Origin of the sequence: Enterobacter sp. T1-1 (genome assembly GCF_000710795.1) — a bacterium.
GTDB lineage: Bacteria > Pseudomonadota > Gammaproteobacteria > Enterobacterales > Enterobacteriaceae > Enterobacter > Enterobacter cloacae.
Genome location: NZ_JALW01000013.1, coordinates 16,712 through 40,539 on the forward strand (window position 1 = coordinate 16,712; position 23,828 = coordinate 40,539).

At 54.3% G+C, this 23,828-nt stretch carries 19 protein-coding genes and 1 pseudogene; 8 read left to right on the forward strand and 12 right to left on the reverse strand.

The window, feature by feature from the left end; genetic code table 11:
* Positions 1-2 precede the first annotated feature (2 nt).
* The 4 genes from AK59_RS0105890 to AK59_RS0105905 are packed head-to-tail and all read right to left on the reverse strand — an operon-like array spanning position 3 to position 3,649.
* Entirely contained in the window at positions 3-1,241 is a 1,239-nt protein-coding gene (locus AK59_RS0105890) for a DotU family type VI secretion system protein (RefSeq protein WP_013096177.1), read from the reverse strand.
* Between the two features lie 17 nt (positions 1,242-1,258).
* On the reverse strand, positions 1,259-2,602 hold the full coding sequence (tssK, locus tag AK59_RS0105895) for a type VI secretion system baseplate subunit TssK (RefSeq protein WP_029882280.1): 1,344 nt from the start codon (positions 2,600-2,602) through the stop codon (positions 1,259-1,261).
* A 25-nt stretch (positions 2,603-2,627) separates the two neighbouring features.
* Positions 2,628-3,131 carry a type VI secretion system lipoprotein TssJ gene (gene tssJ / locus AK59_RS0105900; RefSeq protein WP_013096175.1) on the reverse strand — a complete coding sequence of 168 codons (504 nt, stop codon included), beginning with the start codon at positions 3,129-3,131 and terminating at the stop codon, positions 2,628-2,630.
* Between the two features lie 23 nt (positions 3,132-3,154).
* The gene (locus tag AK59_RS0105905; protein ID WP_013096174.1) at positions 3,155-3,649 is read right to left on the reverse strand and encodes a hypothetical protein; all 495 of its coding nucleotides are present in this window, start codon (positions 3,647-3,649) and stop codon (positions 3,155-3,157) included.
* Positions 3,650-4,511: 862 nt separating this feature from the next.
* On the opposite strand from AK59_RS0105905, the gene AK59_RS0105910 reads away from it, so the two are divergent.
* The gene (locus AK59_RS0105910; RefSeq protein ID WP_029882281.1) at positions 4,512-6,800 is read left to right on the forward strand and encodes an FdhF/YdeP family oxidoreductase; all 2,289 of its coding nucleotides are present in this window, start codon (positions 4,512-4,514) and stop codon (positions 6,798-6,800) included.
* Here the strand turns inward: AK59_RS0105910 and AK59_RS01000000123600 are convergent.
* Together AK59_RS01000000123600 and AK59_RS0105920 are read right to left on the reverse strand one after the other, a co-directional pair.
* Positions 6,766-7,556: pseudogene (locus AK59_RS01000000123600) on the reverse strand (phosphate/phosphite/phosphonate ABC transporter substrate-binding protein). The gene AK59_RS0105910 and the pseudogene AK59_RS01000000123600 sit on opposite strands and share 35 nt — an antisense overlap.
* A complete protein-coding gene (locus AK59_RS0105920) occupies positions 7,549-8,520 on the reverse strand; it encodes a fatty acid desaturase (RefSeq protein ID WP_029882282.1) in 972 nt (323 codons plus the stop codon). Before AK59_RS0105920 ends, AK59_RS01000000123600 begins: the two are co-directional and overlap by 8 nt.
* Positions 8,521-8,684: 164 nt before the next feature.
* On the opposite strand from AK59_RS0105920, the gene AK59_RS0105925 reads away from it, so the two are divergent.
* From AK59_RS0105925 to AK59_RS0105945, 4 genes are all read left to right on the forward strand, one after another.
* The gene (locus AK59_RS0105925) at positions 8,685-9,665 is read left to right on the forward strand and encodes a GlxA family transcriptional regulator (protein ID WP_020690861.1); all 981 of its coding nucleotides are present in this window, start codon (positions 8,685-8,687) and stop codon (positions 9,663-9,665) included.
* A gap of 78 nt (positions 9,666-9,743) precedes the next feature.
* Positions 9,744-10,754: a type I glyceraldehyde-3-phosphate dehydrogenase gene (gene gap / locus AK59_RS0105930; protein ID WP_029882283.1), complete on the forward strand. Its 1,011-nt coding sequence runs from the start codon at positions 9,744-9,746 to the stop codon at positions 10,752-10,754.
* 257 nt (positions 10,755-11,011) lie between these two features.
* Positions 11,012-11,716, forward strand: a complete 705-nt coding sequence (locus tag AK59_RS0105935) for a hypothetical protein (protein WP_029882284.1) — start codon at positions 11,012-11,014, stop codon at positions 11,714-11,716.
* 210 nt (positions 11,717-11,926) lie between these two features.
* Complete coding sequence (locus AK59_RS0105945) at positions 11,927-12,406, forward strand: Hcp family type VI secretion system effector (RefSeq protein ID WP_029882286.1); 480 nt, start codon at positions 11,927-11,929, stop codon at positions 12,404-12,406.
* Between the two features lie 48 nt (positions 12,407-12,454).
* Here AK59_RS0105945 and AK59_RS0105950 read toward each other — a convergent pair whose 3' ends face one another.
* Positions 12,455-13,642, reverse strand: coding sequence for an MFS transporter (locus AK59_RS0105950; RefSeq protein ID WP_013096167.1), 1,188 nt, complete (start codon positions 13,640-13,642; stop codon positions 12,455-12,457).
* A gap of 115 nt (positions 13,643-13,757) precedes the next feature.
* Between AK59_RS0105950 and AK59_RS0105955 the strand changes: the two genes are divergently transcribed.
* Positions 13,758-14,714, forward strand: coding sequence for an AraC family transcriptional regulator (locus AK59_RS0105955; RefSeq protein ID WP_029882287.1), 957 nt, complete (start codon positions 13,758-13,760; stop codon positions 14,712-14,714).
* Between the two features lie 13 nt (positions 14,715-14,727).
* Here AK59_RS0105955 and AK59_RS0105960 read toward each other — a convergent pair whose 3' ends face one another.
* Positions 14,728-16,107 (reverse strand): carbohydrate porin, encoded by a 1,380-nt coding sequence (locus AK59_RS0105960; protein WP_029882288.1) that lies wholly within the window; start codon positions 16,105-16,107, stop codon positions 14,728-14,730.
* 94 nt (positions 16,108-16,201) lie between these two features.
* A complete protein-coding gene (locus AK59_RS0105965; RefSeq protein ID WP_029882289.1) occupies positions 16,202-17,560 on the reverse strand; it encodes a glycoside-pentoside-hexuronide (GPH):cation symporter in 1,359 nt (452 codons plus the stop codon).
* A 365-nt stretch (positions 17,561-17,925) separates the two neighbouring features.
* Here AK59_RS0105965 and AK59_RS0105970 point away from each other — a divergent pair, with 365 nt between their 5' ends.
* A complete protein-coding gene (locus tag AK59_RS0105970) occupies positions 17,926-19,611 on the forward strand; it encodes an alpha,alpha-trehalase (RefSeq protein WP_029882290.1) in 1,686 nt (561 codons plus the stop codon).
* Between the two features lie 67 nt (positions 19,612-19,678).
* Here AK59_RS0105970 and AK59_RS0105975 read toward each other — a convergent pair whose 3' ends face one another.
* The gene (locus tag AK59_RS0105975) at positions 19,679-21,781 is read right to left on the reverse strand and encodes a TonB-dependent siderophore receptor (RefSeq protein WP_029882291.1); all 2,103 of its coding nucleotides are present in this window, start codon (positions 21,779-21,781) and stop codon (positions 19,679-19,681) included.
* A 112-nt stretch (positions 21,782-21,893) separates the two neighbouring features.
* Positions 21,894-22,148: a GlsB/YeaQ/YmgE family stress response membrane protein gene (locus AK59_RS0105980; RefSeq protein WP_020690853.1), complete on the reverse strand. Its 255-nt coding sequence runs from the start codon at positions 22,146-22,148 to the stop codon at positions 21,894-21,896.
* A 206-nt stretch (positions 22,149-22,354) separates the two neighbouring features.
* Between AK59_RS0105980 and ycgR the strand changes: the two genes are divergently transcribed.
* Positions 22,355-23,086: a flagellar brake protein YcgR gene (ycgR, locus tag AK59_RS0105985; RefSeq protein WP_023621730.1), complete on the forward strand. Its 732-nt coding sequence runs from the start codon at positions 22,355-22,357 to the stop codon at positions 23,084-23,086.
* A gap of 38 nt (positions 23,087-23,124) precedes the next feature.
* Here ycgR and emtA read toward each other — a convergent pair whose 3' ends face one another.
* Positions 23,125-23,736 (reverse strand): membrane-bound lytic murein transglycosylase EmtA, encoded by a 612-nt coding sequence (gene emtA / locus AK59_RS0105990; protein WP_023621731.1) that lies wholly within the window; start codon positions 23,734-23,736, stop codon positions 23,125-23,127.
* Positions 23,737-23,828 lie beyond the last annotated feature (92 nt).

Consider the following 23,828-nt stretch of genomic DNA (forward strand, 5'->3'; position numbering starts at 1 on the left):
CCTTAGTTTCCTTGCGGCAATCCGTTCAGCTCAGCCTGCGTATTTTCAGGCGACACCAGCAGAGTTATTTCCACACGGCGGTTACGGGCGCGGTTTTCAGGCGTATTGTTTGGCGCCACAGGATTGATCTCTCCCCGCCCTTCCGCTTTCACGCGGTCAGGCTGCGAGAGGCTTCCCTGCAACATTTTTTGCACGGACCGGGCGCGATCCAAAGAGAGTTCATAGTTGGAGGCGAAGCGCGCGCTGCGAATTGGCACGTTATCGCTGTAGCCCACCACCAGAATTTTGCCGCTGACGTTGTTCATCGCCTGGGCAATCCGGTTGATGACCGGCTCATAGCGATCACGCACTACGGTAGAGGCTGAAGCGAACAATCCGTCTCCTTTCAGGATCACCACGCTGCGATCCGCTTCATCTTTCACCGCCACCAGACCGGCGTCGATTTCCGGCTTCAGGAAGCCACGCAGGTTAAGCACCGCAGGCAGTTGACGCGCAGGTTGCTGAATGGTGGTTTCAGGCAACTGAGACTGGTAAATCTTCGCCAGTACCGGGTTGGTGTTGTCGCCAAGACGCCAGTTGAGAATGATGTAGAACAGGCAGGCGATAAACCCGGCCAGCGCGACACAGGCCCACAGCGGCACCATCGGCCGCCACAGCTTGCGCAGCACGGGACGATCTTCCGGGTGTGGAGAGAGCGGTGCCGGATAGCTGCCGCGCACGCCACGGATCATCTGCCACAGCCGCTGCTTGATAGTTTCCAGCTGGGTGCGGCCATTATCCAGAACCCGATAGCGCCCTTCGAAACCGAGCAGCAGGCAGTAGTTGATCATCTCCAGCAGGAGGATATGTTCACGTGGGTTCTGCGACAGACGCGCCAGCAGCTGGAAGAACTTTTCGCCGCCCCAGGTTTCGTTATGAAACGTGACCAGCAGACCATTGCTTGACCAGACACCGCTGCTGCCCCAGGGGGTCAGCGCCGCGGCTTCATCCAGCGCCGTGCAGAGGCAATAGCGCGCCCCGACGATCACCTCATAAGCCAGCCCTGCCTGCTGGCAGCGGACTTCAAAACGGCGAATCTCGTCGATCAGACGCTGGCGCAGTGCCACCTGATCGTCATGAGACACCGAATGACGGATTTGCGGAATCGCGTTGAGCAGCGGATTGGCGGCCGCCACCAGCTGATTGTTGCTACTGGCTCCGGTAAACGCGGCATCACTGCCGGTATCCTGTCGTTCCTGCATATTAAGCGCTCGCTTTATTATTCAGTCGGGCTACGGATGGCCCAAAACTCCATATCAAGACCCGGGAACTCCCCTGCGAGATGCAGGGCGAATGCACCGGACTTATCCATCTCGTGCCACAGCTCGCTGCCCTTCTCCAGCTCAAAGTAGCTGTAGCCCGCATGCCATGGGATTTGCGGCGGCGCAACCGGCATGGCGCGCAGCATGATGCCCGGCAGCTGTAACTGAACCAGATCGCGGATTTTCGACACCGGCGCGACTTTCATCTGGGCAGGGAAATGGGTTTGCAGGTGTTCGCCCGGCACGTTGGCTTTGACCGCCAGGACGAAGCCGAACTCGCGCACCATGCTGGTCTCCGGCACCGTGGCGATGTTCAGGCCATGAGAGCGCTCGTTCAGCGGCAGCTGAATGGCCTGATCTTCCATCACCAGCGACAGCCCCTGACGCAGCATCAGCATCAGCTTGCTGAAGCATCCCGCAAGGTCGTCGTGATCGTAAATCGGCAGCACGCTTTCGGCGGTGCGTTGCGAGGTCCAGGTGGCAAGCTCCGTGGCAAACGGCAGCCAGCTGCGCCAGAGCGTTTCCGGGTGCAGCAGCGGGAGCGTTTTTAAATGGGAGACTTCGCCCAGGTGACGGTTAACCAGCGACAGCAGCGTAAATTCGATCAGCTCTGAGGTGTTAAAGCGGCCAGGCTGGCGCAAACGCCCCCCAATCTGCTGGCTGCGCTGCACCAGCAAGCCGTGGAGATCGTTGACCATGCTGTAAAGTTGCGGGCTGTTGCAGGCGTTCAGCATCGGCGGAATGTAGCTGCTATCCAGACGCACATGGTTGTCGTTGCGCTTTTCCGCGACAAACGCGATGCCAATCGCTGTCCATTCGGCCGTCAGATCTTTTTCCAGCATCAGGGTCAGACGTAAACTGCCAAACTGCACCGTGGCATCCCCCACCGACATGGCGTTATCGTCTTCCACCTCCTGCTCGAAGGCGATGAAACGCGCCAGTGACGCGGGCTCTTCGCTGAAAATAACCTCTTCACGCTCTCCCCTACGTACCGGCAGCGCGAGCACCACCTTTTCGTTGGTGAGATTGTCAGGAATTTTCAGCGGGGCCGGGCCATTGCGCCCATTGCGAACCTGGAAAAACGTACCGTCGGGTAGCACACCGCTGGCATAGCTCAGGGCAATGCAGCCCTGGCGAAGCATCGCTTCGTCCAGTTCAACATCGAGGAAGCCCCAAAGATACGATCGCTGCAGCGCACCCCATTCCCGAACGTGGTTGAGCAGATAACTTTCTGTCCGTTGAAAATGGTGTGGACGCAGGAACATGCCTTCGGTCCAGACGACCTTCTCTGCTTTGGTCATGATAGGTTTCCTGTTTTTAAGCGCGTTACTGGCTGATGACCCGGATGCCATTTATGTCGAGAAAGACATTGGCCTGGAGTTCATCGGATGACCATTTCCAGAACTGGTAGAGATGGTTTTCGCCCGGAACAGGCAGTGGGAGTGAGACACGCCATTTCTTTCCATCCAGCATCTGATATTCGGCCATAACACCGATATAGCGCGCCTCGGGTGAGCTTTGTCCGCTAAGGGTTTTCGAAAGCTGGCCCGGCATCAGGAAGAAAACATCGCTGTTCAGCAGATTCGCGCCAAGCGTGGCTGACGCGTTGTTCTGCAGGGAATAGAAGTCACTGGACATGAAATCCGCATCGGACTTCAACAGCAGCACTCTGACTTTAAGCGGCGCAGAATCATTGATTTGTGGATGAGCCTGAAACTGCAGATTGTAGCGGGAGGGGTCGCTGTGTGAAGACGACGAACAACCACTGACCAGGGCGAATATCACCGCGTAAAAGACGAACCACAGCTTATGAAAATTTTTATTATTCATAAAAATACGCTCAGAAAAGCCGTTTAGTTCAGGATCCAGGTACCGTTAGCGCTGTCTTTGCAGGCTTTGCTGTTACCATCGACATCGACACAGGTCGCTTTTTTACGCGCCTTAGGACGAATAGCCTGTTTACGCACGGTGGCTTCGTACTGATCGGCTTTGATTACCGCACGCATTGGAACGTAACCAATCAGCTGGTCTTGTCCTTCATCGGCAAGCGCCATCCAGTAGTGTTCAACCTGCCCCAGCACCACGTAGGTTTTACCGGTGACAAGCGTACTGACCACTTTCCCACCGAAATCAGGGCGGCTCATCAGGGAGGCCGGATACATGGCACGGTATGGCTCGTTAACCTGAGTGAACTCAGCAGGAGGCGTGATGGCATGACGGTGGGTTAAGGTGACGCCGTTGACCTGGCTGGTCACGATCGTATCGTCGGTGATCACAGGTTTCTGCGGCGCTTTACAGCCCGCCACCGCCATTACAAACAGAAGTGAAAACAATACGCGCATTTTCATATGCTTTTCCGTAGCGATATTTCGATGATGAGATAAAGGGGATGAAGTTTGACTTAAGTGCTATCGTTAAAATAGCCAGGATATTTTCGGGGCGTTACTATTATTCGGGCATAGCTACCGCACGAGCCCTTCAGAATAAGGCCCAGCGTCTTCCTGACATATTTTGACAAACGGTAAACAAGTTTACATGAGCTTGTCACCAATTCAATATTTCCTTCCTCACAACTGCTGCTTAATGAAGCACCCGACTCATTATAGGATTAATCTGAGAAAAAAAGCTTACTTTGCTGAATTTGTCTTATTATTACGCGTTCCTCTAACACAAACCATTGATTCAGAAATGAAAAAACCAAAAGAGAACCATTGTCATTAACGCAATACTGCTATTATCGCCACTACCATAATTAGTAGAATGGGGATTTTTTCAGGGGGAGTATGAATATATCTTCCATGAATTATTTGTTGCATTGATAGCGTATCTTTAATAGCGATGACTTTTCCGCCCTGAATTAAGACAATTCATAGACGATGAAAAAAATTAATTTTACGGCGCAAAATAACCTGGTGCCTTTAATCCCTTAGAGGCACGATTTACACCACCTGCAGAGAATTAACAGTTAAGCAGGACTACATCTTTTTTCCCCGGCGCATTGTTTACTTTATCGCCTTCAGCATCGTCGGGTAAATATATTGCAGGTTCCCCTGCCCGCCTTTCGTTTGAAAATTTTACTGTCACTAACATTGTCGCCTTCACGCCACCCTTGTCAGGACACATTATCGACATGATAAAAATTTGTTATGATTTCTTTAATTTTTCTCAGCCGCATCATGCACGACCGGCGGTCTAACAGGGTAATCTGGAATGAATAACAAACGACGTGCCGTTCCCGGCATCAGACCTTACGACGGCCCTGCAGGCGGCTGGGGAGCATTAAAAGCGACGGCAATTGCCGTGCGAACACAGATTGATGCCCTGGAGGCTCCCGCCACGCTGTTGCGCACCAACCAGCCTGACGGCTTCGACTGCCCGGGCTGCGCGTGGCCAGACAAAGAGCATAAATCCACATTTCAGTTCTGCGAGAACGGGGCAAAAGCGGTCACCTGGGAAGCCACCAGCAAACGAGTGACCCCTGAGTTTCTCGCTCATAACACCGTTACGTCGTTACTGGCAAAATCTGACTTTGAGCTGGAAGGATACGGGCGCCTGACCCATCCCCTGCGCTATGACCGGGCAAGTGACACCTTCCGCCCCGTTGAGTGGGAGGATGCCTTCGAACGCATCGGCGAGGTTCTGCGCGGGCTTGAACCAGACCAGGTGGAGTTTTATACCTCTGGCCGCGCCTCCAACGAAGCGGCCTGGCTGTTCCAGCTTTTTGCCCGTGAGTACGGAACCAATAATTTTCCCGACTGCTCCAACATGTGTCACGAAGCCACCAGCGTCGGTTTACCGCGCTCCATTGGTATCGGGAAAGGCACCGTCTCGCTGGACGATTTTGACAAGACGGAGCTGGTTATCTCCATCGGGCATAATCCCGGCACCAACCATCCGCGTATGATGGGCACCCTGCATGAACTGGCCCGCCGCGGCGTGCCGATCATCGTCCTGAACCCGCTGCGCGAGCGCGCGCTGGAACGGTTTGCCGATCCGCAGAGCGTGATTGAGATGGCAACCTACAGCTCTACCGACATCGCCTCTACCTACTTTCAGGTTAAAGCCGGAGGCGATGCCGCCGCGCTAAAAGGCATCGCCAAACACCTGCTGCAAATGGAAGCCGGGCGCGGCAACGTGCTCGACCACGCGTTTATCACCGAACACACACAGGGCTTTGAAGACTTTGCGGCAGACATTGCGCAAACGAGCTGGGACGCCATTGAACGTGAGTCCGGGCTGAGCCAGGCGGCGCTGAAACAGGTCGCCGATGCCTACGCGAAATCGAATGCCACCATAATTACCTACGGCATGGGCATTACGCAGCATAATAAAGGGACTTCTAACGTCCGCCTGATCGCCGATGTGCTGCTGCTGCGCGGCAATATAGGCAAGCCCGGTGCGGGGATCTGTCCGCTGCGCGGCCACTCTAACGTTCAGGGAAACCGTACCGTCGGGATAAGCGAGAAACCAACCCCGGCATTTCTGAACCGTCTTAAGGAGGTGTTTGGCTTTGAGCCGCCCTCTCACCATGGCCATGACGCAGTGCAGGCAACCCAGGCCATGATTGACGGTCGTGCCAGAGCGCTTATCTGCCTCGGCGGCAACTTCGCGGTGGCGATGCCCGATCACGAAAACGGCTTCCCGGCGATGAGTAAGCTGGATCTGAGCGTGCACGTTGGCACCAAGCTGAACCGTACGCACCTGCTGGTGGGTAAAGAGACCTTCATTCTCCCCTGCCTTGGCCGCACGGAACTGGATATGCAGGCCAGCGGACGTCAGTCCATTACCGTTGAAGATTCCATGTCGATGGTTCATGCCTCCTCAGGCAAGCTGAAACCCGCCTCTCCTCTGCTTCGCGCCGAACCGGCTATTGTGGCCGGCATGGCGAAGGCAACCCTGAAGACAACCCGCGTGGACTGGATGCACCTGGTTGCGGATTACGATCGCATTCGCGATCTGATTGAGCAAACCATTCCGGGCTTTGAGGACTATAACGCGCGGATCCGGGTACCCGGTGGATTCCGTATGCCGCTGCCACCCACGAAACGTATCTGGCCGACGGCGACGGGCAAAGCGATGTTCTCGGTATTCGAAGGGGTCAATGAGGATGCCAGCGGTGAAGGCGATAACGTCCTGCGTCTGATCACGCTGCGCAGTCACGACCAGTACAACACCACGATTTACGCTCTCGACGACCGCTACCGGGGCGTCTTTGGCCGTCGCGACGTGCTGTTTATGAATGAAGCGGATATGGCGCAGTCAGGACTGGAGCACGGCGACCGGGTGGATATCGAAACCGCCCTGCCGGGCAGCGCTCAGCGTCTGGAGGATATCACTGTGGTGGCATATGCCATCGCCCCGGGCTCGGTCGGGGCCTACTATCCTGAGGCTAACGTACTGGTTCCGCTCGACTATCTGGATAAAGAGAGCGGCACGCCGTCGTATAAATCGGTGCCCGTCCGCCTCACCCTGCGCTCGAAAGAGATCCGTCCGCTGTAATCCCGGTTAATACAGACCAGGCCTCACGCGCCACGACGCTAAACCCGCCGATAAACAGCGCATCACACACGCCCGGTATTCCGGGGCGCTCACCAGCGTGGTTAGCGCATCACGGATGGCATAAAGCGTTTCGGGGGTGGTGTCGGACGCAGTGATCAGCGGCAGTCCTGGCGTGAGGGGCGTCTGGTCAATCACAGTTAGCCCCGCCAGCAGGGTCGGTTCATGCCGCTGCAACAGCGCATACGTCACGCAGTCGATCGCCGCGATATCCCCTCCCCCACGTTTTACCTCGATCAGCGACTGGCGATGGCTGCCGCTAAAGATAACCTCTGAGAACCAGGTGTTTAACGCACGTGACGGCACGCGGTTGCGCAGCGCATTGTAGCCAGACTGGGAATCGGGCGCGTTACATACCACCCGCCGTCCGCGAAAATCAGCCAGCGTGCGGTGTTTATCCTCATCACGTACCACCAGAAAACTGCGGTAGTGAATGCCTTCGCAGCCCGGTACCCGGTAGTGAAAACAGCCGACGACCTGCACCTCCGGCAGTTGTGTCATCAGCGGGTAGCCGCAGGTCTGGCTCAGGATAAGATTAGGCTGCTGCCAGTGTGCCAGCAGATCAGGCTCAGGCCTGCCGGGAATAAGCTCCTCCACCGGCAGACCACGCGCCACCAGCAGACACTGGACGGCCCGCCACAGGGCAAGAGTATCTGTACTATCCACCGCATACATCGGAAACGCCAGCCGGTTACTCATGTCCTTCCTCCTGTTGACGCCTTGGATGTACGGTGACGTCCACCGACGTTTTCCAGAACCGTCGCATCCATTCGCCATACCCTCTGACCAGAAACCCGTGGTTACGCTCCCGGTACGCCTGCTGGTTTTGCAGATAGATCGTCTTCAGCCCGTACCAGGGCACGCCGGGTAAATCGTGATGTACTGAATGGTAGTTAAGATTTAAAAACAGCACGCGCCAGAACAAGCCTGCTTCGTTAATCACCGAACGCGCCAGCGGGTCGTCCGCCGCGCGATGTTCCAGAAAAGAGCGTACTTTTGTCAGCGCCAGCGCCGGGTAGCTTACCGCCAGCACAAACCAGAGCGGAGAGAAACCGTTGTGCATCATCCAGGTAAAAAGCAGCGCCAATAACGCTATATGCACAAGCCACATCACCATCGCCCGCAGTTGAAGATGGCGAAACGCCGCCACCGCGCTGCCCAGCGTCTGGAGAATATCCAGCAGCGGCGCCAGCAACAGTCGCCCGGTAAAGGTGTTTCGGGCGTGGATCACCCGCTTCTGCCATGGCGACAATCGCGCCCAGTTCGCCTGCGTAAAGTAATATGACTCCGGGTCATCCACCGGAATGGTGAGATGGTCGTGACGATGGTGGGCCAGATGAGAATCCCTGTACAGGCCATACGGATACCAGACAGCCAGCGGCAGCGTGCCAAAGAGCTGGTTCAGCCACACGAAACGCGTGGGATGGCCGTGGATCAATTCATGCTGAAGGGACATATACCAGGCGGTAAACCCAATCAGCAACAGCGTGGCAGGCAGCAGACCGAGGGTGTGCCAGAACGCCAGCGTCGAGAACCAGCCGCCATAAATGGTGGCGATCAACAACCACGTGGGCAGTTCGGTTCGCCAGAGAAACCCCGAGGCGAGATGGTGAATTTGGTCGCGTTGCTGCGGATGTAAATAGAGGGAGCTTCGTTTACCCATTCCTTCAGAGCCGTTTCGCCAGAGATAATATGCTGACGATCCGGGATAACGCCTGAAATAACAAAGAACTTAAATCACTTTGCTTTGCCAGAAAGGTGTGTTGTGCCAGCCAACGCCCTTGCCCTCCGCTTGACTTATTTTGCAATAAAGGTACTTTTCAGGACATGAAGAAGATCCTGATTATTGTTCCTGACGGCGGCATGTTGTTTGAAGCCGCCGGCATCGCCGACATTCTGATGCAAGCCAACCGCCTGCACCCGGGAGGCCTTGCGCAGCCCTGCTATCGCATCATCATCGCCACGACCCAGCCGCACCAGGTGATCCACGGCCAGTCTGGTCTCAATCTGCTGGCAGATTATCGCCTGCCGGAGCTGGATCCCCGTGAGCCGCTTGATACCATCATCATTACCGGGCGCGGCATGAACGAGCAGGAGAGCACCGCCGTGGTGGACTGGCTGCATCTTGCAGCCCCCCATGCGCGGCGGATCGCCTCCATTTGCGGTGGCGCAATGCTGCTGGCCCAGACCGGTTTGCTTGACGGCCGTCGGGCAACCACCCACTGGCGGCTGCTGGAAACCATGCAAGCGCAGTACCCCACCATCCGTGTTGAGGGGGGGCCGCTCTATATTCAGGATGGCCCTGTCTGGACCTCCGGTGGCGTGAGTTCCGGCTTTGATCTGACCCTGGCGCTAGTGGAAGACGATTATGGCTTCAGCCTCGCTCGCGACGTGGCGCAGGATATGGTGATGTATCTGCGCCGCCCGGGAGGACAGCTACAGTTCAGCCGCTATAACCTGTCGCAGTCCGGCTCCTCCGGCCCCATCAGCGAGCTGCAAACCTGGATCCTGCAAAACCTGACGGCCGATCTGTGCGTCGAAAAGCTGGCGGAAAAAGTAGCCATGAGCCCGCGCAATTTCACCCGGGTATTCACCCGCGACACGGGGGCGTCTCCGGCACGCTATGTGACCGAAGCGCGCCTTGCCGCAGCCCGACAGTTGCTTGAACAGACCGACGATCCGCTGTCCGTTATCGCCGAGAAAAGCGGATTTGGCACCAGCATCAACCTGCGTCGCGTATTTGAAAAACAGCTCCACCTCACACCCGGTGAATACCGTCAGCGTTTTCACTGCCGTAAAATGGCGTAATGTGATCCTTTTTTGTCGTTTACGCCATCCGGCCTGAAGCCTACAGTGACTCCAGACAACAGAGATAAGGAGTGCATTATGGTTAAGGTCGGCATTAACGGTTTCGGCCGTATCGGACGTAATTTCCTGCGCGCGGCGCTGGGCAATCCGGACCTGCAGATTGTGGCGATTAACGATCTGACGGACAGCAAAACCCTCGCCCATTTGCTTAAGCATGATTCCCTGCTCGGCACGCTACCGGCCCCCGTTGAAGCGGCGGACGGCGCGCTGCAGGTTGACGGCCAGCGCATTACCGTCTTTAGCGAACGCGATCCGGCGAATATTCCCTGGCGCGATGCGGACGTTGACGTGGTGATTGAAGCGACCGGTTTCTTCACCGAGCGCGAAAAAGCGCTGGTGCATATCACCCACGGTGGGGCGAAGCGCGTCATCATCTCCGCGCCGGGTAAAAATGACGATCTGACGGTGGTGATGGGCGTTAACCACGAGCAGTACGATCCGGCTAAGCACGTGGTAGTGAGCAACGGGAGTTGCACCACGAACGGCCTGGCCCCGGCCGCTCAGGTCCTGCATCAGCAGTTTGGTATTGAGCATGGCCTGATGAACACCACGCACGCTTATACCAACAGTCAGGCGCTACACGACCAGCCGGAAAAAGATCTGCGCGGCGCACGTGCGGCAGCCCTGTCGATTGTGCCGTACTCCAGCGGTGCCGCGAAGGCACTGGGGAAAGTCATCCCGTCTCTGGACGGCAAGCTGACCGGCTATTCCCTGCGCGTACCGGTTCCGGTGGTCTCGATTGTGGACTTAACGGTGACGCTGAGCCGTGACGTTACGGCCGAAGAGGTGAACGATGCGTTCCGCAAAGCTGCGACCAGCGGCCCACTGAAAGGCATTCTGGGATACAGCGATGAACCGCTGGTCTCCAGCGATTATCAGGGCGACCCGCGCTCTTCGATTATTGACGGTCTCTCCACCCTGGTGATTGGTGGTCGGATGGTGAAAATTCTGGCGTGGTATGACAACGAGTGGGGCTTCTCTAACCGCCTGGTGGATCTGGCGGTGCTGATGGATAAGAAAGGGTTGTAATGTTTAAGCCGGGTGGCGCTTGCGCTTACCCGGCCTACGGATTATGTCACCATCCTCGCAGTATATATAATACTTGATAATATAAATTATATTCATCGCTTCCAAATTCATCACATCAATTATATATAACCACCAATTTACTTAGAAAATAAATTGGTGGTTATTCTTGCTTTCGCTTTTTATAAATGCGAGTGTGATCACTGTCCCCAGTCGACAACGTAGCCCATGATAAACTCTGTACACAACAGGGACAGGCTATGTATTACAGTAAATCGATTATCGAAAAAATTGGGTCCGATAAAGAACTTGCATTAAGGCTTGATCGTGCCGTAGCTGGGGTGAAAGATGGAGCCCTAGAATATCTACATAATCTTGGCGATGCGACAACGCGTTTACTCTATTATACGTCTTGCTTCACTGAAAATTATTTTGATGTATGCAAAAATTTGGCTTCCGAAGATAAAAGGTTCATGCTTGGCATTGCAGAGCTAGTTAAACACAGGGATTTAATATTTCGCATGGTTAAGTTATACATTGAAACAATACTTAAAAACAGAAGCGAAAATGAAAAGAAGACCATACTCGAAAAAGTCATACCCTTCACAACACACTATTCAGTTAAACAAGCATCCAAATTGAGTTTAATTTATGCTGTCGCAAAATATATATGCTATAGCAATCAAATGAATGCTGCAGTGCAGAGCGCATTGATGAAAAAAGTTGCTGGAAGAACGGGAGGTGCATTTTTAGTGCTTAACGCTTACGCATTGGTCCAACGAGCGGCAGACAGCGCCAATAATCTCAAAAAATTCTTTCCATTATTTTATCATGCATTATATATGGAGAAACTTGAAATGATGTACTTCCTCATCGAACCAGTAATAATGAAAGCTGGTTACCTGAATATTTACACAGCATCAGATCATGATATTACCAATGCTTTTATAAAAATGGCTCAATAATGAGGAGGGCCATAAAGAAGATTTTTAAACTTCTTCTGGAAGACTTGAAGAATGATTTAAAAGCATATACCGCGATTTTTGTTGTTGTGATTCTATCAATGATACCAGCAACCTTAATTGAAGACGATCAAACGGCAATGCTTATTGTTGGGGCTATAGTAGTAATCGTTTTTTATATAGCCTATTTCTACGAACCTAAAGGATGAATAAATGTCTACACCAGCATATATATGGTTTACAGATGAGAATAACGCCCCTGTTACAGGTGAATGTTTAATGCCCACAAGGTTGGGCTCTACCGAACTAAAATCATTTAACCACTCGGTCTGGATACCGACCTGTTCCAACACGGGTAAATTAACAGGAACACGACTTCATGTCCCCATCACCTTTGAAAAAGAAATCGATTGCATCACACCCTATCTCTTTCGTGCCGTCTGTACAGGTAAAACCTTCAAAACGGCATTAATCAAAATGTATAAAATTAATGACGCCGGTATCGAGCGTGAATACTTCAACATCATTCTGGAAAACGTCAAGGTAACAAGGATATCGCCAGTCTTGCATCCACTAGGGATTGCAAGTGCCCACCTTGAAGAAGTTGAAATACGTTATGAATCAATTGAATGGAAATATTGTGACGGGAACATCATGTTCAAAGACACCTGGAATGAGAGAGCGACTGCGTAGAATAATGGACATCTATAAATTCCCTCTCCCACAGGAGAGGGAAAACAATCACTCCGCCTTAACCTTCACGCCCATCAACACAATCACCATCGCCGTTACCAGCAGGAAACCGCTTCCGGCAAAGACGCCGCTGGCGCCGTTGAGGTCAAATACCGCCCCGCCCACGGCAGCACCGGCGCTGATTGCCAGCTGGATAGAGGCTACCAGCAAACCACCTGCGCTTTCGGCTTCATCTGGCACCGTCGTGGCAAGCCAGGTTGACCAGCCCACCGGAACCAGACCAAACGCAAAGCCCCACATCGCCACCAGCAATCCATCCAGTATCGCCAGATGACCAAACGCCACCATGGTGAGTGCCAGCACGCCCATGGCGAACGGTACCAGCGCCAGCGTCAGGCGCAGATTACGCGCAAGCAGATGTCCGGCTACGGAGGTACCGATAAAGTTGGCAATCCCAAAGCCCAGCAGGATCAGCGAGATGCTCTCCACGCTTGCCTGCCCCACCGTTTCAAGGAACGGACGCAGATAGGTAAAGAAGGCAAAATGACCGCTGAAGATCAGAATGGTCGCCAGCATTCCACCGATCATTCCCGGACGACGCAGCACGCGGAACAGTGTGCCCAGGCTGCCGCTGCTCTCCGGCTTCATTGACGGCAGTACCCAAAGCTGCCACAGCAACGCCAGCATGCTCGGCAGAATGCAGAGGATAAAGACGTTACGCCAGCCAATCAGGCTGCCAAGATAGCTGCCCAGCGGGGCCGCGACCACCGTGGCGATCGACACGCTGGAGAAGATCACCGCCAGCGCTTTCGGCACTTTATCGGCAGGCACCAGACGCATCGCCGTGGCGGTCGACATCGCCCAGAATCCCCCGATGGCAATCCCTAACAGCAGGCGTCCCATCAGCAGTACGTGCAGCGTGGGTGCAAAAGCCACCAGCAGGCTGGAGACGATTTGCAGCACCGAGAAAAACATCAGTACCCAGCGACGGTCGATACTTTTGGTCGCCGGGGTGATCAGCAATCCGGTGACCAGCGCGACCAGCGCGGTGGCGGTCACTGCCTGCCCAGCCATCCCCTCCGTTACGCCCAGGCTTGCGGCCATGGGCGTTAACAAACTGGCGGGCAGGAACTCCGCCGTGATCAAACCAAACACCCCCAGCCCCAGTGAATAGACGGCCCGCCAGGCGGGTTTTGCAGGCACAACAGCCTCTCTCGCCGCGACACATGAACTCATCTGTTGATCTCCCGTTATGAAAATGTGACAACTGTCGCAAAAGGATAGAGTGTTCACCCTGGACGATCTATGACATATAATCTCCACTTATTGATTATTCGTCCGGAGTTTTGCCATGACCGCTCAGTCCCCCGATCTGATTAGCGAGCTGTTGCGCGGAATGCGCCTGTCGGGCGTGAAATACCGCCGCATTGAAGCCAGCGCGCCTTTCGGCGTGGCGTTCCACCAGGCGCCGGGCAAAGCACAGTTTCATTTTGTCAGCCGCGGCAGCGCCCTGCTGCGTATGGAGAATGGCGCAACGTTTACCTTAAGCGGTGGCGATGCCCTTTTTATTCCGAACGGTAATGCGCACGCCCTGCTGTCTGACGAGAAAGCAACCATCACGCCGGTTAGCGCCTTTCCCAGCGAGCCTATCTGCGGCTCGGTCTGCGCCATCACCTGCGAACCCTGCCCGGACAGCGAGAACACCGTGATTTTCAGCGGATGCATGGACTTTGAACTGGGCGGAATGCAGCCGCTAATTAAAGCGATGCCGGAGGTGATGATGGTGAGCCGGTTGATGTCCACCTGGCCGGAGATCCACCCGCTGCTGGCGGCGATGGAACGCGAATCCATGACGCGTCAGGCCGGATTCGCCGGGATCCTCGCGCGGCTGGCGGACGTGGTGGCGGCGCTAATCGTGCGGGGCTGGGTTGAAGGAGGCTGCGGAAAAGCCACCGGCTGGGTGCAAGTACTGCGTGACCCGCGTCTGAGCCGGGCCATTTACGCCATGCACCAGCAGCCGGGTCTGAACTGGAGCGTGGCGGATCTGGCAAAAGAGGCTGGCACCTCCCGCTCGGTGTTTGCGGAACGTTTTCTCGCCGCGACGGGCACCACCCCGGCGAAATACCTCAGCGAATTGAGGATGCGCCTGGCCATTCAGTACATTCGCCATGAAAATCAGCCTATTGAAACGGTCGCGCTGCGCCTGGGGTACGGATCCCTTGCGGCGTTTAGCCGGGCGTTCAAGCGAATAATCGGCCATGCGCCGGGCACGCTGCGGGAGACCAGCCAGACCCCGGAAGAGGCCTGACTGGCGCAGGACATCAGAAGTAGTATTTGAAGCGCACGCGCCCGCCGTAGCGATCGTCGTTACGGTCATCGCCATCATTCGGATGTGCTTCAACCCAGGAGGCATACGCGCCAAGATAGATATTGAAATTCTTCATCTTCATGACGTTCGGGATCAGGTACGACGCATGAATGGTGTGAATATCATAATCACCGGGATCGGTCACCCAGCAGTCGCCATCACAGTCCGCATTAAAGTTGGCGGTGTTGAAATTATCGATCTGGTTATGCGCGTAGATATAGCCCAGCTCAACATTGCGCCATAAGGCATTCACGCCCGCGGTGAAATCCGTCTCGTCGGTAGCATCCATGTAGGCGGTATTCAGGTTCGCCACGATACCGTCATCCGGATCGGTTTTTTGCCCGTTCCAGGTCATGGTAAAGCCATAGCCGGTGCGGTCAGACTGGTCGACCCATCTTCCGGACGCATCGTGGTAGCCGTAGGCATTGTTGACGAGGTTGCTCTCCATCGCGATGGCGGTCGAGAAGTTTCCTTCCTGCCAGGCAATCACCGGACGGACGTAGGCGACGTTTTTATCGTTATCCAGGTCCATGCCATGATACTGCTGGTCAACAAACAGCGAGCTGCCGTCTTCCAGCAGCGTGTTAACCTCGAGATACCAGTTGCCCAGGGTTTTACTCAGCAGGAAGTTACCGCCGCTGTCGCTACGCCCCCGCCCCTCTTTCATCATATAGATATAGCCATAACCATCGCCGTAGAGATCGTTAGCGGTGTTGCCGGAATATTCAACGAAGGTATCCTGGTTTAGCGGGAACATGTCATAGGCTTCAAAGCGGCCAACTTTTACCTTCCAGTCGTTTTCCGTGCCAAAGAAGAAGACCGCGTCGTCCAGGTTCATTTTGCCCGTTAAGTCCGCCAGCGGCTGTACGGAGAAACCGGCAAAATTGCCGTTTTCCATTCGCTTATAGCCGTCAAACCCCAGCAGCAAACGCCCGTTAATATCCCAGCGTTCATGGTTACCGGGTGCCCAGTCTTTATTGGCTGTCGTTTTCATGGACGTTAAACTGCCGGTCTTGCTGGCCGCATCCATATTAAATTCAACGTCACCATAAAATTTAATATCACCGTAGCCGGATAACGTAAGCTTAGGTGCCGTTTGCGCTGTCGCAGGCTCTGTGGATTCAACCACCACAGGATTTGCAGCTACCACGGTATGCTGCTGTTGCTCCAGAACCTGAATTTGTGCTTCTGCCTTTGCTGCCCTTGTTTCGGCCTTTTCGAGGCGCGCCTCCAGTTGCGCCAGTTTATCTTCCAGACGTTGGGTATCATTTGCTGCCATTGCTGCGGTAGAACAAAACGCACTGACGAGCAGTGCAAGGTATTTCACTTTCATCGACTCCATCCTCGTGAGTTAATCATTATTTCCTGACGGACACAGAGAACCTCACCGATAATTCAAATGAATTATCGGCTTACTGCTTCAACTATTAAGAGTTAGCGAATTCGCCTTTGTTTAAATCACTCACCACGCCATTCATGACGTTTTCAGTTAATTTATAAAATTTGATCGAGAATGCGGTGAGTAAATAAAAGAGTGATGGGATTAACGTGAACAATAAAATAACGCCCTGAATGGCGGATTCTGACTGTACGGTACTGTTCGACTGGTAATTAAACCAGGCCAGCACCCAACCCAGAATGGCACCACCGACGGCGACACCCAACTTAATCACGAAAATATTGGCCGCAACATTCATACCTGTAATACGACGTTGGGTTTTCCATTCACCGTAATTATTTGCATCAGTGATCATTGACCACTGCAACGCGCCGTTACCGCCCTGGACAATCTGAATGAGCACATGGGCAATCAGTGGAATGACCCAGAACTCCAGCGGCAGCCAGAAGCAGGCCACGCCTAACGCAGCGTTGAGAATATTGATCCAGAACGAGAGTTTAACCTTGCAAAAACGGGTACCGAACGGCTGCGCCAGAACCGAACCAAACATCGAGGCCAGCATCCCACCCAGCATAAAGAACGAGATGACGTCAGCGCCCTTGTTGAGAACAGTGTTCACGTAATAGACCACTGCGCCACCGCGGATCACCACCGCCACCAGCATCATAAAGTTGTAGATCGAGAGAATGCGCCACTGATCGTTACGAAAGAGGATTTTAACGTCCCGGGCAATGTTCAGATTTTCCTCTTTGATCGGCTGGACACGCTCTTTGGTGGTAACAAAACAAATGATAAACATCACGCAGCCGATTGCGCCAAAAAGCGCCATCGCCACCTGGATGCCGGTCGCCCTGTCGCCGGGGTAGAGATAGTCCGCCAGGGGCAGAATCAGCGCGGTGCCGAGCGCCCCGCCAATTGGCGTAATGGCAAAGCGCCAGGACTGCAACGAAAGGTTTTCACGCGGATCGGACGTCAGCGCCGCCCCCAAAGAACAATACGGGATATTTATGGCGGTATACATCAGGGTCATAAATATATACGCGCCAACGGCATAATAAATTTTCCCGTTTTCAGTAAAATCAGGTATGGAATATACCAGCACGCAACTCACCGCAAAAGGAACGCATATCGCCAGCAGCCAGGGACGAAAACGTCCCCAGCGAGTGGATGTTGCATCGGCAATCGCTCCCATAACGGGGTCGGTAATGGCATCTAATAAGCGGACCAAAAGAAACATGGTTCCCATTACGGCCGGGGGTAAGCCATAAATATCCGTATAGTAATACGCCAGAATGGCGACCGAGGAGTCAAAAACAATATGACTCGCGGCATCTCCAAGACTGTAGCCTATTTTTTCCCGGACCGGAATTTTTTCACTCACTGACATCACGTTACTCCTTATTGATGAAACCGGTTTCTGCTTTGGCAATAATTTCGCCTGAGCGCAACGAGGCGATCCATTATGTTTTTTCACCATGAAGTTATGTTTTTTGCTTTATGTGATCGGGATAATTAAAAGAAAGCCTTTATCCGGAAAATTATGCGTAACGGATCGCAATTTATTTTCTCGCCTACAGCCATTCACAATATCAATATTTCAGCCGCGCCACCGGGGCATTAAACGCAACGGTAAATTGTCTGGATTTGTGCAAAGTGCGATGTTCGACACGCGAAGCGCGGAATATTCGACTAAGGTTTTCTGGTGAATGATTACAGCGTGACCGCTGCTCAGCGAAATAAGGAGAAGCACCGATGATAACACCTCAAAAGCTGCGCCCTCGCCTCTTACATCTGGTTCTGGGCAGTGCGCTGCTCGCGGTTGCCGCGACAGGCAACGCGGAAGAGATGAACTCTGGCCAGACAAATTCACCGGATATCTTGCTCGGTCCTCTTTTCAACGATGTCCAGAGCGCCAAACTCTTCCCCGATCAAAAAACCTTTGCCGATGCCGTACCGAAAAGCGATCCCCTGACGATCCTGGCCGACTACCGCATGCAGCGTCGTCAGTCCGGGTTTGATTTACGCCATTTTGTTGATATGAACTTCACGCTTCCCGCGGAAGGGGAAAAATATGTTCCTCCTGCGGGGCAGAGCCTGCGTGAGCATATTGACGGGCTGTGGCCTGTGCTGACGCGTACCACCGATAAAGCCAGTAACAAATGGGATTCACTCCTGCCCTTACCAAAATCCTACGTTGTGCCGGGCGGGCGTTTCCGTGAGGTCTACTACTGGGACAGCTATTTCACCATGTTAGGGCTGGCGGAAAGCGGCCACTGGGACAAAATCAGCGATATGGTGGACAACTTTGCCTACGAGCTGGATACATGGGGGCACATTCCGAACGGCAACCGCAGTTACTATCTGAGCCGCTCCCAGCCGCCATTTTTCTCGCTGATGGTGGAACTGCTGGCCACGCACGACAGCGAGGCGCTGAAGAAATACCGTCCGCAGATGGAAAAGGAGTACGCCTACTGGATGGAGGGCGCAGATGCGCTGCAGGCCGGAGAGGCCAACAAACGCGTGGTGAAGCTGGAGGATGGCTCACTGCTTAACCGCTACTGGGATGACCGCGACACGCCGCGTCCGGAGTCGTGGCTTGACGATATCACCACCGCCAAAAGCAACCCTAACCGCCCGGCAACCGAAATCTACCGCGATTTGCGCTCTGCGGCGGCCTCAGGCTGGGACTTCAGTTCCCGCTGGATGGACGATCCGCAAAAGCTGGGCACCATCCGCACCACCAGTATTGTGCCGGTGGATCTGAACGCCCTGATGTTCAAGATGGAAAAACTGCTCGCCCGGGCAAGCCAGGAGAGCGGCGATGCCGCCAGCGCGAGCAAATATGAAGCCCTGGCCACGGCGCGCCAGAAGGCGATGGAGAAGTATCTGTGGAACGATAAAGAGGGATGGTACGCGGATTACGACCTGAAGAGTAAGAAGGTGCGTAATCAGCTCACGGCTGCAGCCCTCTTCCCGCTGTATGTGAAGGCCGCGGCACAGGATCGCGCGGATAAAGTGGCTGCAGCGACGTCCTCACGTCTGCTGAAACCGGGCGGCATCACCACCACCACCGTGAACAGCGGCCAGCAGTGGGATGCCCCCAATGGCTGGGCGCCACTGCAGTGGGTAGCCACGGAAGGGTTGCAGAATTATGGACAGGACAAGGTCGCGATGGATGTCACCTGGCGCTTCCTGAAAAATGTTCAGCATACCTACGATCGCGAGCAGAAACTGGTGGAGAAATATGATGTCTCCTCCACCGGTACGGGCGGTGGCGGCGGTGAGTATCCGCTACAGGATGGATTCGGCTGGAGCAACGGCGTGACGCTGAAGATGCTGGATCTGGTCTGTCCGAAAGAGAAACCGTGTGACAGCGTGCCGCAGAATCAGCCTGCGGCGAATGATGAGGCTGCGCCGGTGAAAAGTACGGCGCAGTAAGTGAACAATGCCGGGGGGCGCTAACGCCTACCCGGCCTGCATTCCCTTCGGGAGAGGGAAACGATAATCAGAAGCTGTAGCTCGCCCCCAACTGATACGTCCGGTCACGCCCAATCCAGCAGTTTGTCGCGTCGTAGCAGGTCAGCGTCTCTTTGTTGGTGATGTTTTGCGCACTGGCTTTCAGCGTCAATCCCTCCAGCGACGGCAGGATTTCCCCCATACGATAGGAGGCCGCCAGATCGTACTGCATGGTACCGCCCAGTTTGCCCGCATCGTTGTTCGGTGAAATTTCCATTGGACCGGTGTAGCGCGCCCCTGCCCCCAGCATCAGCCCTCTCAGCGGCGTGTTGTCAAAGGTGTAATCCCCCCACAGGTTGAACGCGTTCTCCGGTACCTGCGTTGGCCGTTTGCCCTGGTATTTGTCATCTTCGGTATTGATCAGATGGGTGTAGGCATAGTTGGCAATCAGGGTCACGTTATCCGCTGGGCGGCTGACGATTGAGAGCTCAGCCCCTTTAGATTCCACTTCTCCGGTCTGGCTGTAATTCAGGAAGCCCGGATCGGAGGTGACGACATTTTTCTGACGGATATTAAATACCGAGGCGGTAAAGGTTGTGGCGTAATCCGCCAGCAGGTATTTCACCCCGCCTTCCACCTGCTTGCTGGTGGTTGGCTTCACATCTTTAGCCGTGAGCGTACCCTGCGGCGACACCGGGGCAAACCCTTCGGAGTAGCTGATGAACGGTGAAAGCCCATTCTCAAACGCGTAAAGCGCGCCCAGGCGTTTGGTCACGCGGTCCTGCGAGACCCACGCCTTGTCGCCATTCTGCATATAGTTGGTGGTTACCGAGCGGTAATCGTCATAACGCAGGCTGGCCAGCAGATTTAAACCGCCAAACTCCACCTGATCCTGCAGGTAATAGCCGTTTTGCTGATAGCTCAGACGATTTTTCTGCCCCGTATACAACCCGAGATCGCGTTCATTGATCTGCGAATAGTCAGGATTTCGCATATCGATGCCAGGCGTTGTTGAGGCATAACGGTAGTAGAAGTGGGAGTCCATCTTTTGATAGTCAAATCCGGCCAACAGGTGGTGTTTCCACTCTCCCAGCGCCACGGTTTTGGTTACCTGGTTATCGATGTTGAAGCTCTTCAGATCTTCATCCGTGGTGTAAGCAAACCGGTTAAGCTGGTATACCGCGCTCCCCGTCCCCGTGGCATAAACGCTGCGCTGGTGGGTGTCGACATCAAAGTACCGTGCCTTCTGGTTAAAGCCCCAGCCACTGTCAAACTCATGTTCAAAGCTGTAGCCCAGCATCCACTGACGCTGTTTGAAACCGCTCCACTCATCCCCGGCATAATCCCGGCGGTCGGCATATTTTGAGCGCAGATAAGCAAGCGGCAACGGGTTGGATGGAGACAGGCTCGGGGAGTTTTGCGCCAGTGCATCAACCGTAAGACGCGTTTTGCTGTCCGGCTCCCATGTCACGGACGGGGCAACCAGATAATTTTCATAGCGCGTGGTATGGGGCTGATCGTCATTTTCCGTGGCTTTGCCCAGCAGTCGGTAGTTCCAGTCGCTGTCGGCAATTTGTCCGGTCGAGTCGAGATAACCCTCCTTCAGATTGCGATTGCCGGTGTTGAAACCCAACTCGGTATGGGCGGTTTTTTGTGGCTTTTTACCCTGAATATTTACCAGCCCCCCCGGGGAGCCACCGCCGTAGAGCACAGAAGATGGCCCTTTGAGGATATCAACGCTTTCAATCAGCAGTGGATCGATGCGCGCTTTGGTATTTCCGGTGACGTTATACGGCAGTTGCAGTCCGTTGTAGAACTCCTGGTCAACGGAAAAACCACGGATTTTATATTCGCTCATGTAGGTGGTATTGCCACGCAGCTCTGTCGAAACGCCCGGAACATAGCGCAGGATTTCATTCACGGAGTTGGCATGGCGTTGCGCGATCTGCTGCGCAGAGACGGTATCGATCACCTGCGGCGTTTTACTTTCGGCAACGGCCGATTTGGTTGCGCTGTTTGTCCATGCGGGGAGAACGCTGCCCTGCTCAGAGCCGGTGACAAGAATGGTGGATTCTTCAGCAAATGCCTGTGCCTGTAATGCCAGCGTCACGGCTCCTGCCAACGCGCATACTGCAAAACGTGAGGTGTTCATAATGTCGTCTTGTGATTATATGTAACTAGGAACGACAATTATTATCATTTCGATTAGCAAATCAATATCACGACAAAAAAACGGCCCTGTCGCGAGAGCCGTTTTGTGTCATCTATGCCCGTCGGAGCAACCTGAATATGCCCAGGACAACAATGGCGCCCACCACAGCCACAAGGAAACTGTGCAGGTCGAATCCACTAATGTCGCCCCCAAAGCCAAACATGGTCGCCAGCCAGCCGCCGACAACCGCACCAATAACCCCAAGAACACAGGTCAATATAAAGCCGCCGCCATCATTTCCCGGCATGATGAGTTTAGCGATAGCCCCGGCAATAAGACCAAAGATGATCCACGCGATAATACCCATAGCGATGCCCTCTTGCAGGTTTAACGCATGCGCAGAAAACCCTCCGCGCAGGTAACGTAAGTATAGGTCATCACGGTAAAACCGATTTCATCTCACCGACTTAACTTCTCTGTACTGCGAAAAAAACTCACCGGTTTGTATTAAGTTTCGTTTCACGCTGCCGATAACGCAGAGACAGTCTGTCATTTATCAAGGAGCCATCCGGCGTGAGTAATTACAGTGAGCAGTTCCTGAAGCAAAATCCGCTGGCTGTATTAGGGGTATTGCGCGACCTGCAAAAAGGCGAGGTGCCGCTGCGCATCAGCTGGTCAAACAATCAGTTCATCAGCAAGATCCTGGATGCTTCTGCAGAGAGGCTGGTCATTGACCTGGGCAGCCAGGAGCATGAAAACCGCGCCGCGCTGCGGGCGGAGAAAATCTCGGTGATGGCAGAAACGCACGGCGCAAAAGTGGAGTTTGTCCTGCCGCGCCTGGAGTTGAGCGAATACGGTGGTCTTCCGGCGTTTGTCACCCCGCTGCCGGCCAACCTCTGGTTTGTTCAGCGCCGTGAATATTTTCGTATCAGTGCCCCGCTTCATCCTGCCTATTTTGGTAAGGCCAAAATGCCGGACAAAAAAGAGATCCGCTTTCGCCTTTTTGACCTCTCCCTGGGCGGCATGGGTGCGCTGATGGATACGCCAAAGCCTGACGGACTGGTAGAAGGCATGCGATTTACCCAAATCGAACTGGATATGGGAGGCTGGGGGCGTTTTTACTTTGATGCGCAGCTGATTGCCATCAGCGAGCGTAAGGTGGTCGACAGCAAAAATGAAACGATCGTCACGCCGCGTCTGAGCTTCCGCTTCCTGAACGTCGGGCCGGGCGCAGAGCGTGAACTGCAGCGGATTATCTATTCTCTGGAGCGAGAGGCGCGGGAGCGGGCGAATAAAGTGTTGTGACAGGAGCCGGGCAGCACACAGGCCGCCCGACAACGGCATTACATGGCATCCATTGCTTTCTGAACTTTCCAGATATAACGCGGAGCCTGTGGTGCCGGATGATTTTTCACCACGTGTTCAAAGAACTCGTCTTTGTCCATGTCGTTGATCTCTTCTATCGCCTCTTTACGGTCCGATGAGAACGTCCTGAGCAGCGCACCCGCACCGTTCACGTAAGAGACCACCAACGCATACTGCATCACTTCAGGATCCTCGATTCCCTTCAGCACGCCGTGTTCCAGAATGCTCAAATAGGCCGTGCCCATGGAGATGTTGCGTTCCGGGTTTTTCAGCTCGCTGGTTGACGGCTGACCACGCCAGCCCATATAGCGGTAGACCTCTCTCCCTGCGGTTGAGGCCTTAAGCTGCATCAGCCCCACGGCGTTAGATTTGCTGACAAGCGTTGGGTTACCGCCGGATTCCACGGCAATGATCGCCGTGATCAGTCGCGGGCTGACGCCCCAGGCCTTGCCTGCCTGTTCACTGATCGGCATCCACTGCATGGCCCGTTTTACAGGCACTTCCGGGTTCCATGCCGGGTTTTGATAGTCATGTTTTGAACTACAGCCAGCCAGCAACACAATCAAAAAAGCAAACCATCTCAATTTCACGTCATCTATCCTTATAGCCGGTCATCGCCCTTGAAGCAGGCAACGTATAAGCGGCATGATATAGACAATTAGATTCTCATTCAGCAAGGAAT

What these genes read in the sequence shown, in the direction of transcription:
- AK59_RS0105890 (WP_013096177.1), bottom strand. Translation starts at nt 1,241, where the DNA reads ATGCAGGAACGACAGGATACCGGCAGTGATGCCGCGTTTACCGGAGCC.
- AK59_RS0105920 (WP_029882282.1), bottom strand. Translation starts at nt 8,520, where the DNA reads ATGGGTAAACGAAGCTCCCTCTATTTACATCCGCAGCAACGCGACCAA.
- AK59_RS0105955 (WP_029882287.1), top strand. Translation starts at nt 13,758, where the DNA reads ATGACCGCTCAGTCCCCCGATCTGATTAGCGAGCTGTTGCGCGGAATG.
- AK59_RS0105970 (WP_029882290.1), top strand. Translation starts at nt 17,926, where the DNA reads ATGATAACACCTCAAAAGCTGCGCCCTCGCCTCTTACATCTGGTTCTG.
- tssJ (WP_013096175.1), bottom strand. Translation starts at nt 3,131, where the DNA reads ATGAATAATAAAAATTTTCATAAGCTGTGGTTCGTCTTTTACGCGGTG.
- tssK (WP_029882280.1), bottom strand. Translation starts at nt 2,602, where the DNA reads ATGACCAAAGCAGAGAAGGTCGTCTGGACCGAAGGCATGTTCCTGCGT.
- AK59_RS0105950 (WP_013096167.1), bottom strand. Translation starts at nt 13,642, where the DNA reads ATGAGTTCATGTGTCGCGGCGAGAGAGGCTGTTGTGCCTGCAAAACCC.
- AK59_RS0105975 (WP_029882291.1), bottom strand. Translation starts at nt 21,781, where the DNA reads ATGAACACCTCACGTTTTGCAGTATGCGCGTTGGCAGGAGCCGTGACG.
- gap (WP_029882283.1), top strand. Translation starts at nt 9,744, where the DNA reads ATGGTTAAGGTCGGCATTAACGGTTTCGGCCGTATCGGACGTAATTTC.
- AK59_RS0105925 (WP_020690861.1), top strand. Translation starts at nt 8,685, where the DNA reads ATGAAGAAGATCCTGATTATTGTTCCTGACGGCGGCATGTTGTTTGAA.
- AK59_RS0105960 (WP_029882288.1), bottom strand. Translation starts at nt 16,107, where the DNA reads ATGAAAGTGAAATACCTTGCACTGCTCGTCAGTGCGTTTTGTTCTACC.
- AK59_RS0105965 (WP_029882289.1), bottom strand. Translation starts at nt 17,560, where the DNA reads ATGTCAGTGAGTGAAAAAATTCCGGTCCGGGAAAAAATAGGCTACAGT.
- AK59_RS0105945 (WP_029882286.1), top strand. Translation starts at nt 11,927, where the DNA reads ATGTCTACACCAGCATATATATGGTTTACAGATGAGAATAACGCCCCT.
- AK59_RS0105935 (WP_029882284.1), top strand. Translation starts at nt 11,012, where the DNA reads ATGTATTACAGTAAATCGATTATCGAAAAAATTGGGTCCGATAAAGAA.
- AK59_RS0105905 (WP_013096174.1), bottom strand. Translation starts at nt 3,649, where the DNA reads ATGAAAATGCGCGTATTGTTTTCACTTCTGTTTGTAATGGCGGTGGCG.
- AK59_RS0105910 (WP_029882281.1), top strand. Translation starts at nt 4,512, where the DNA reads ATGAATAACAAACGACGTGCCGTTCCCGGCATCAGACCTTACGACGGC.
- AK59_RS0105980 (WP_020690853.1), bottom strand. Translation starts at nt 22,148, where the DNA reads ATGGGTATTATCGCGTGGATCATCTTTGGTCTTATTGCCGGGGCTATC.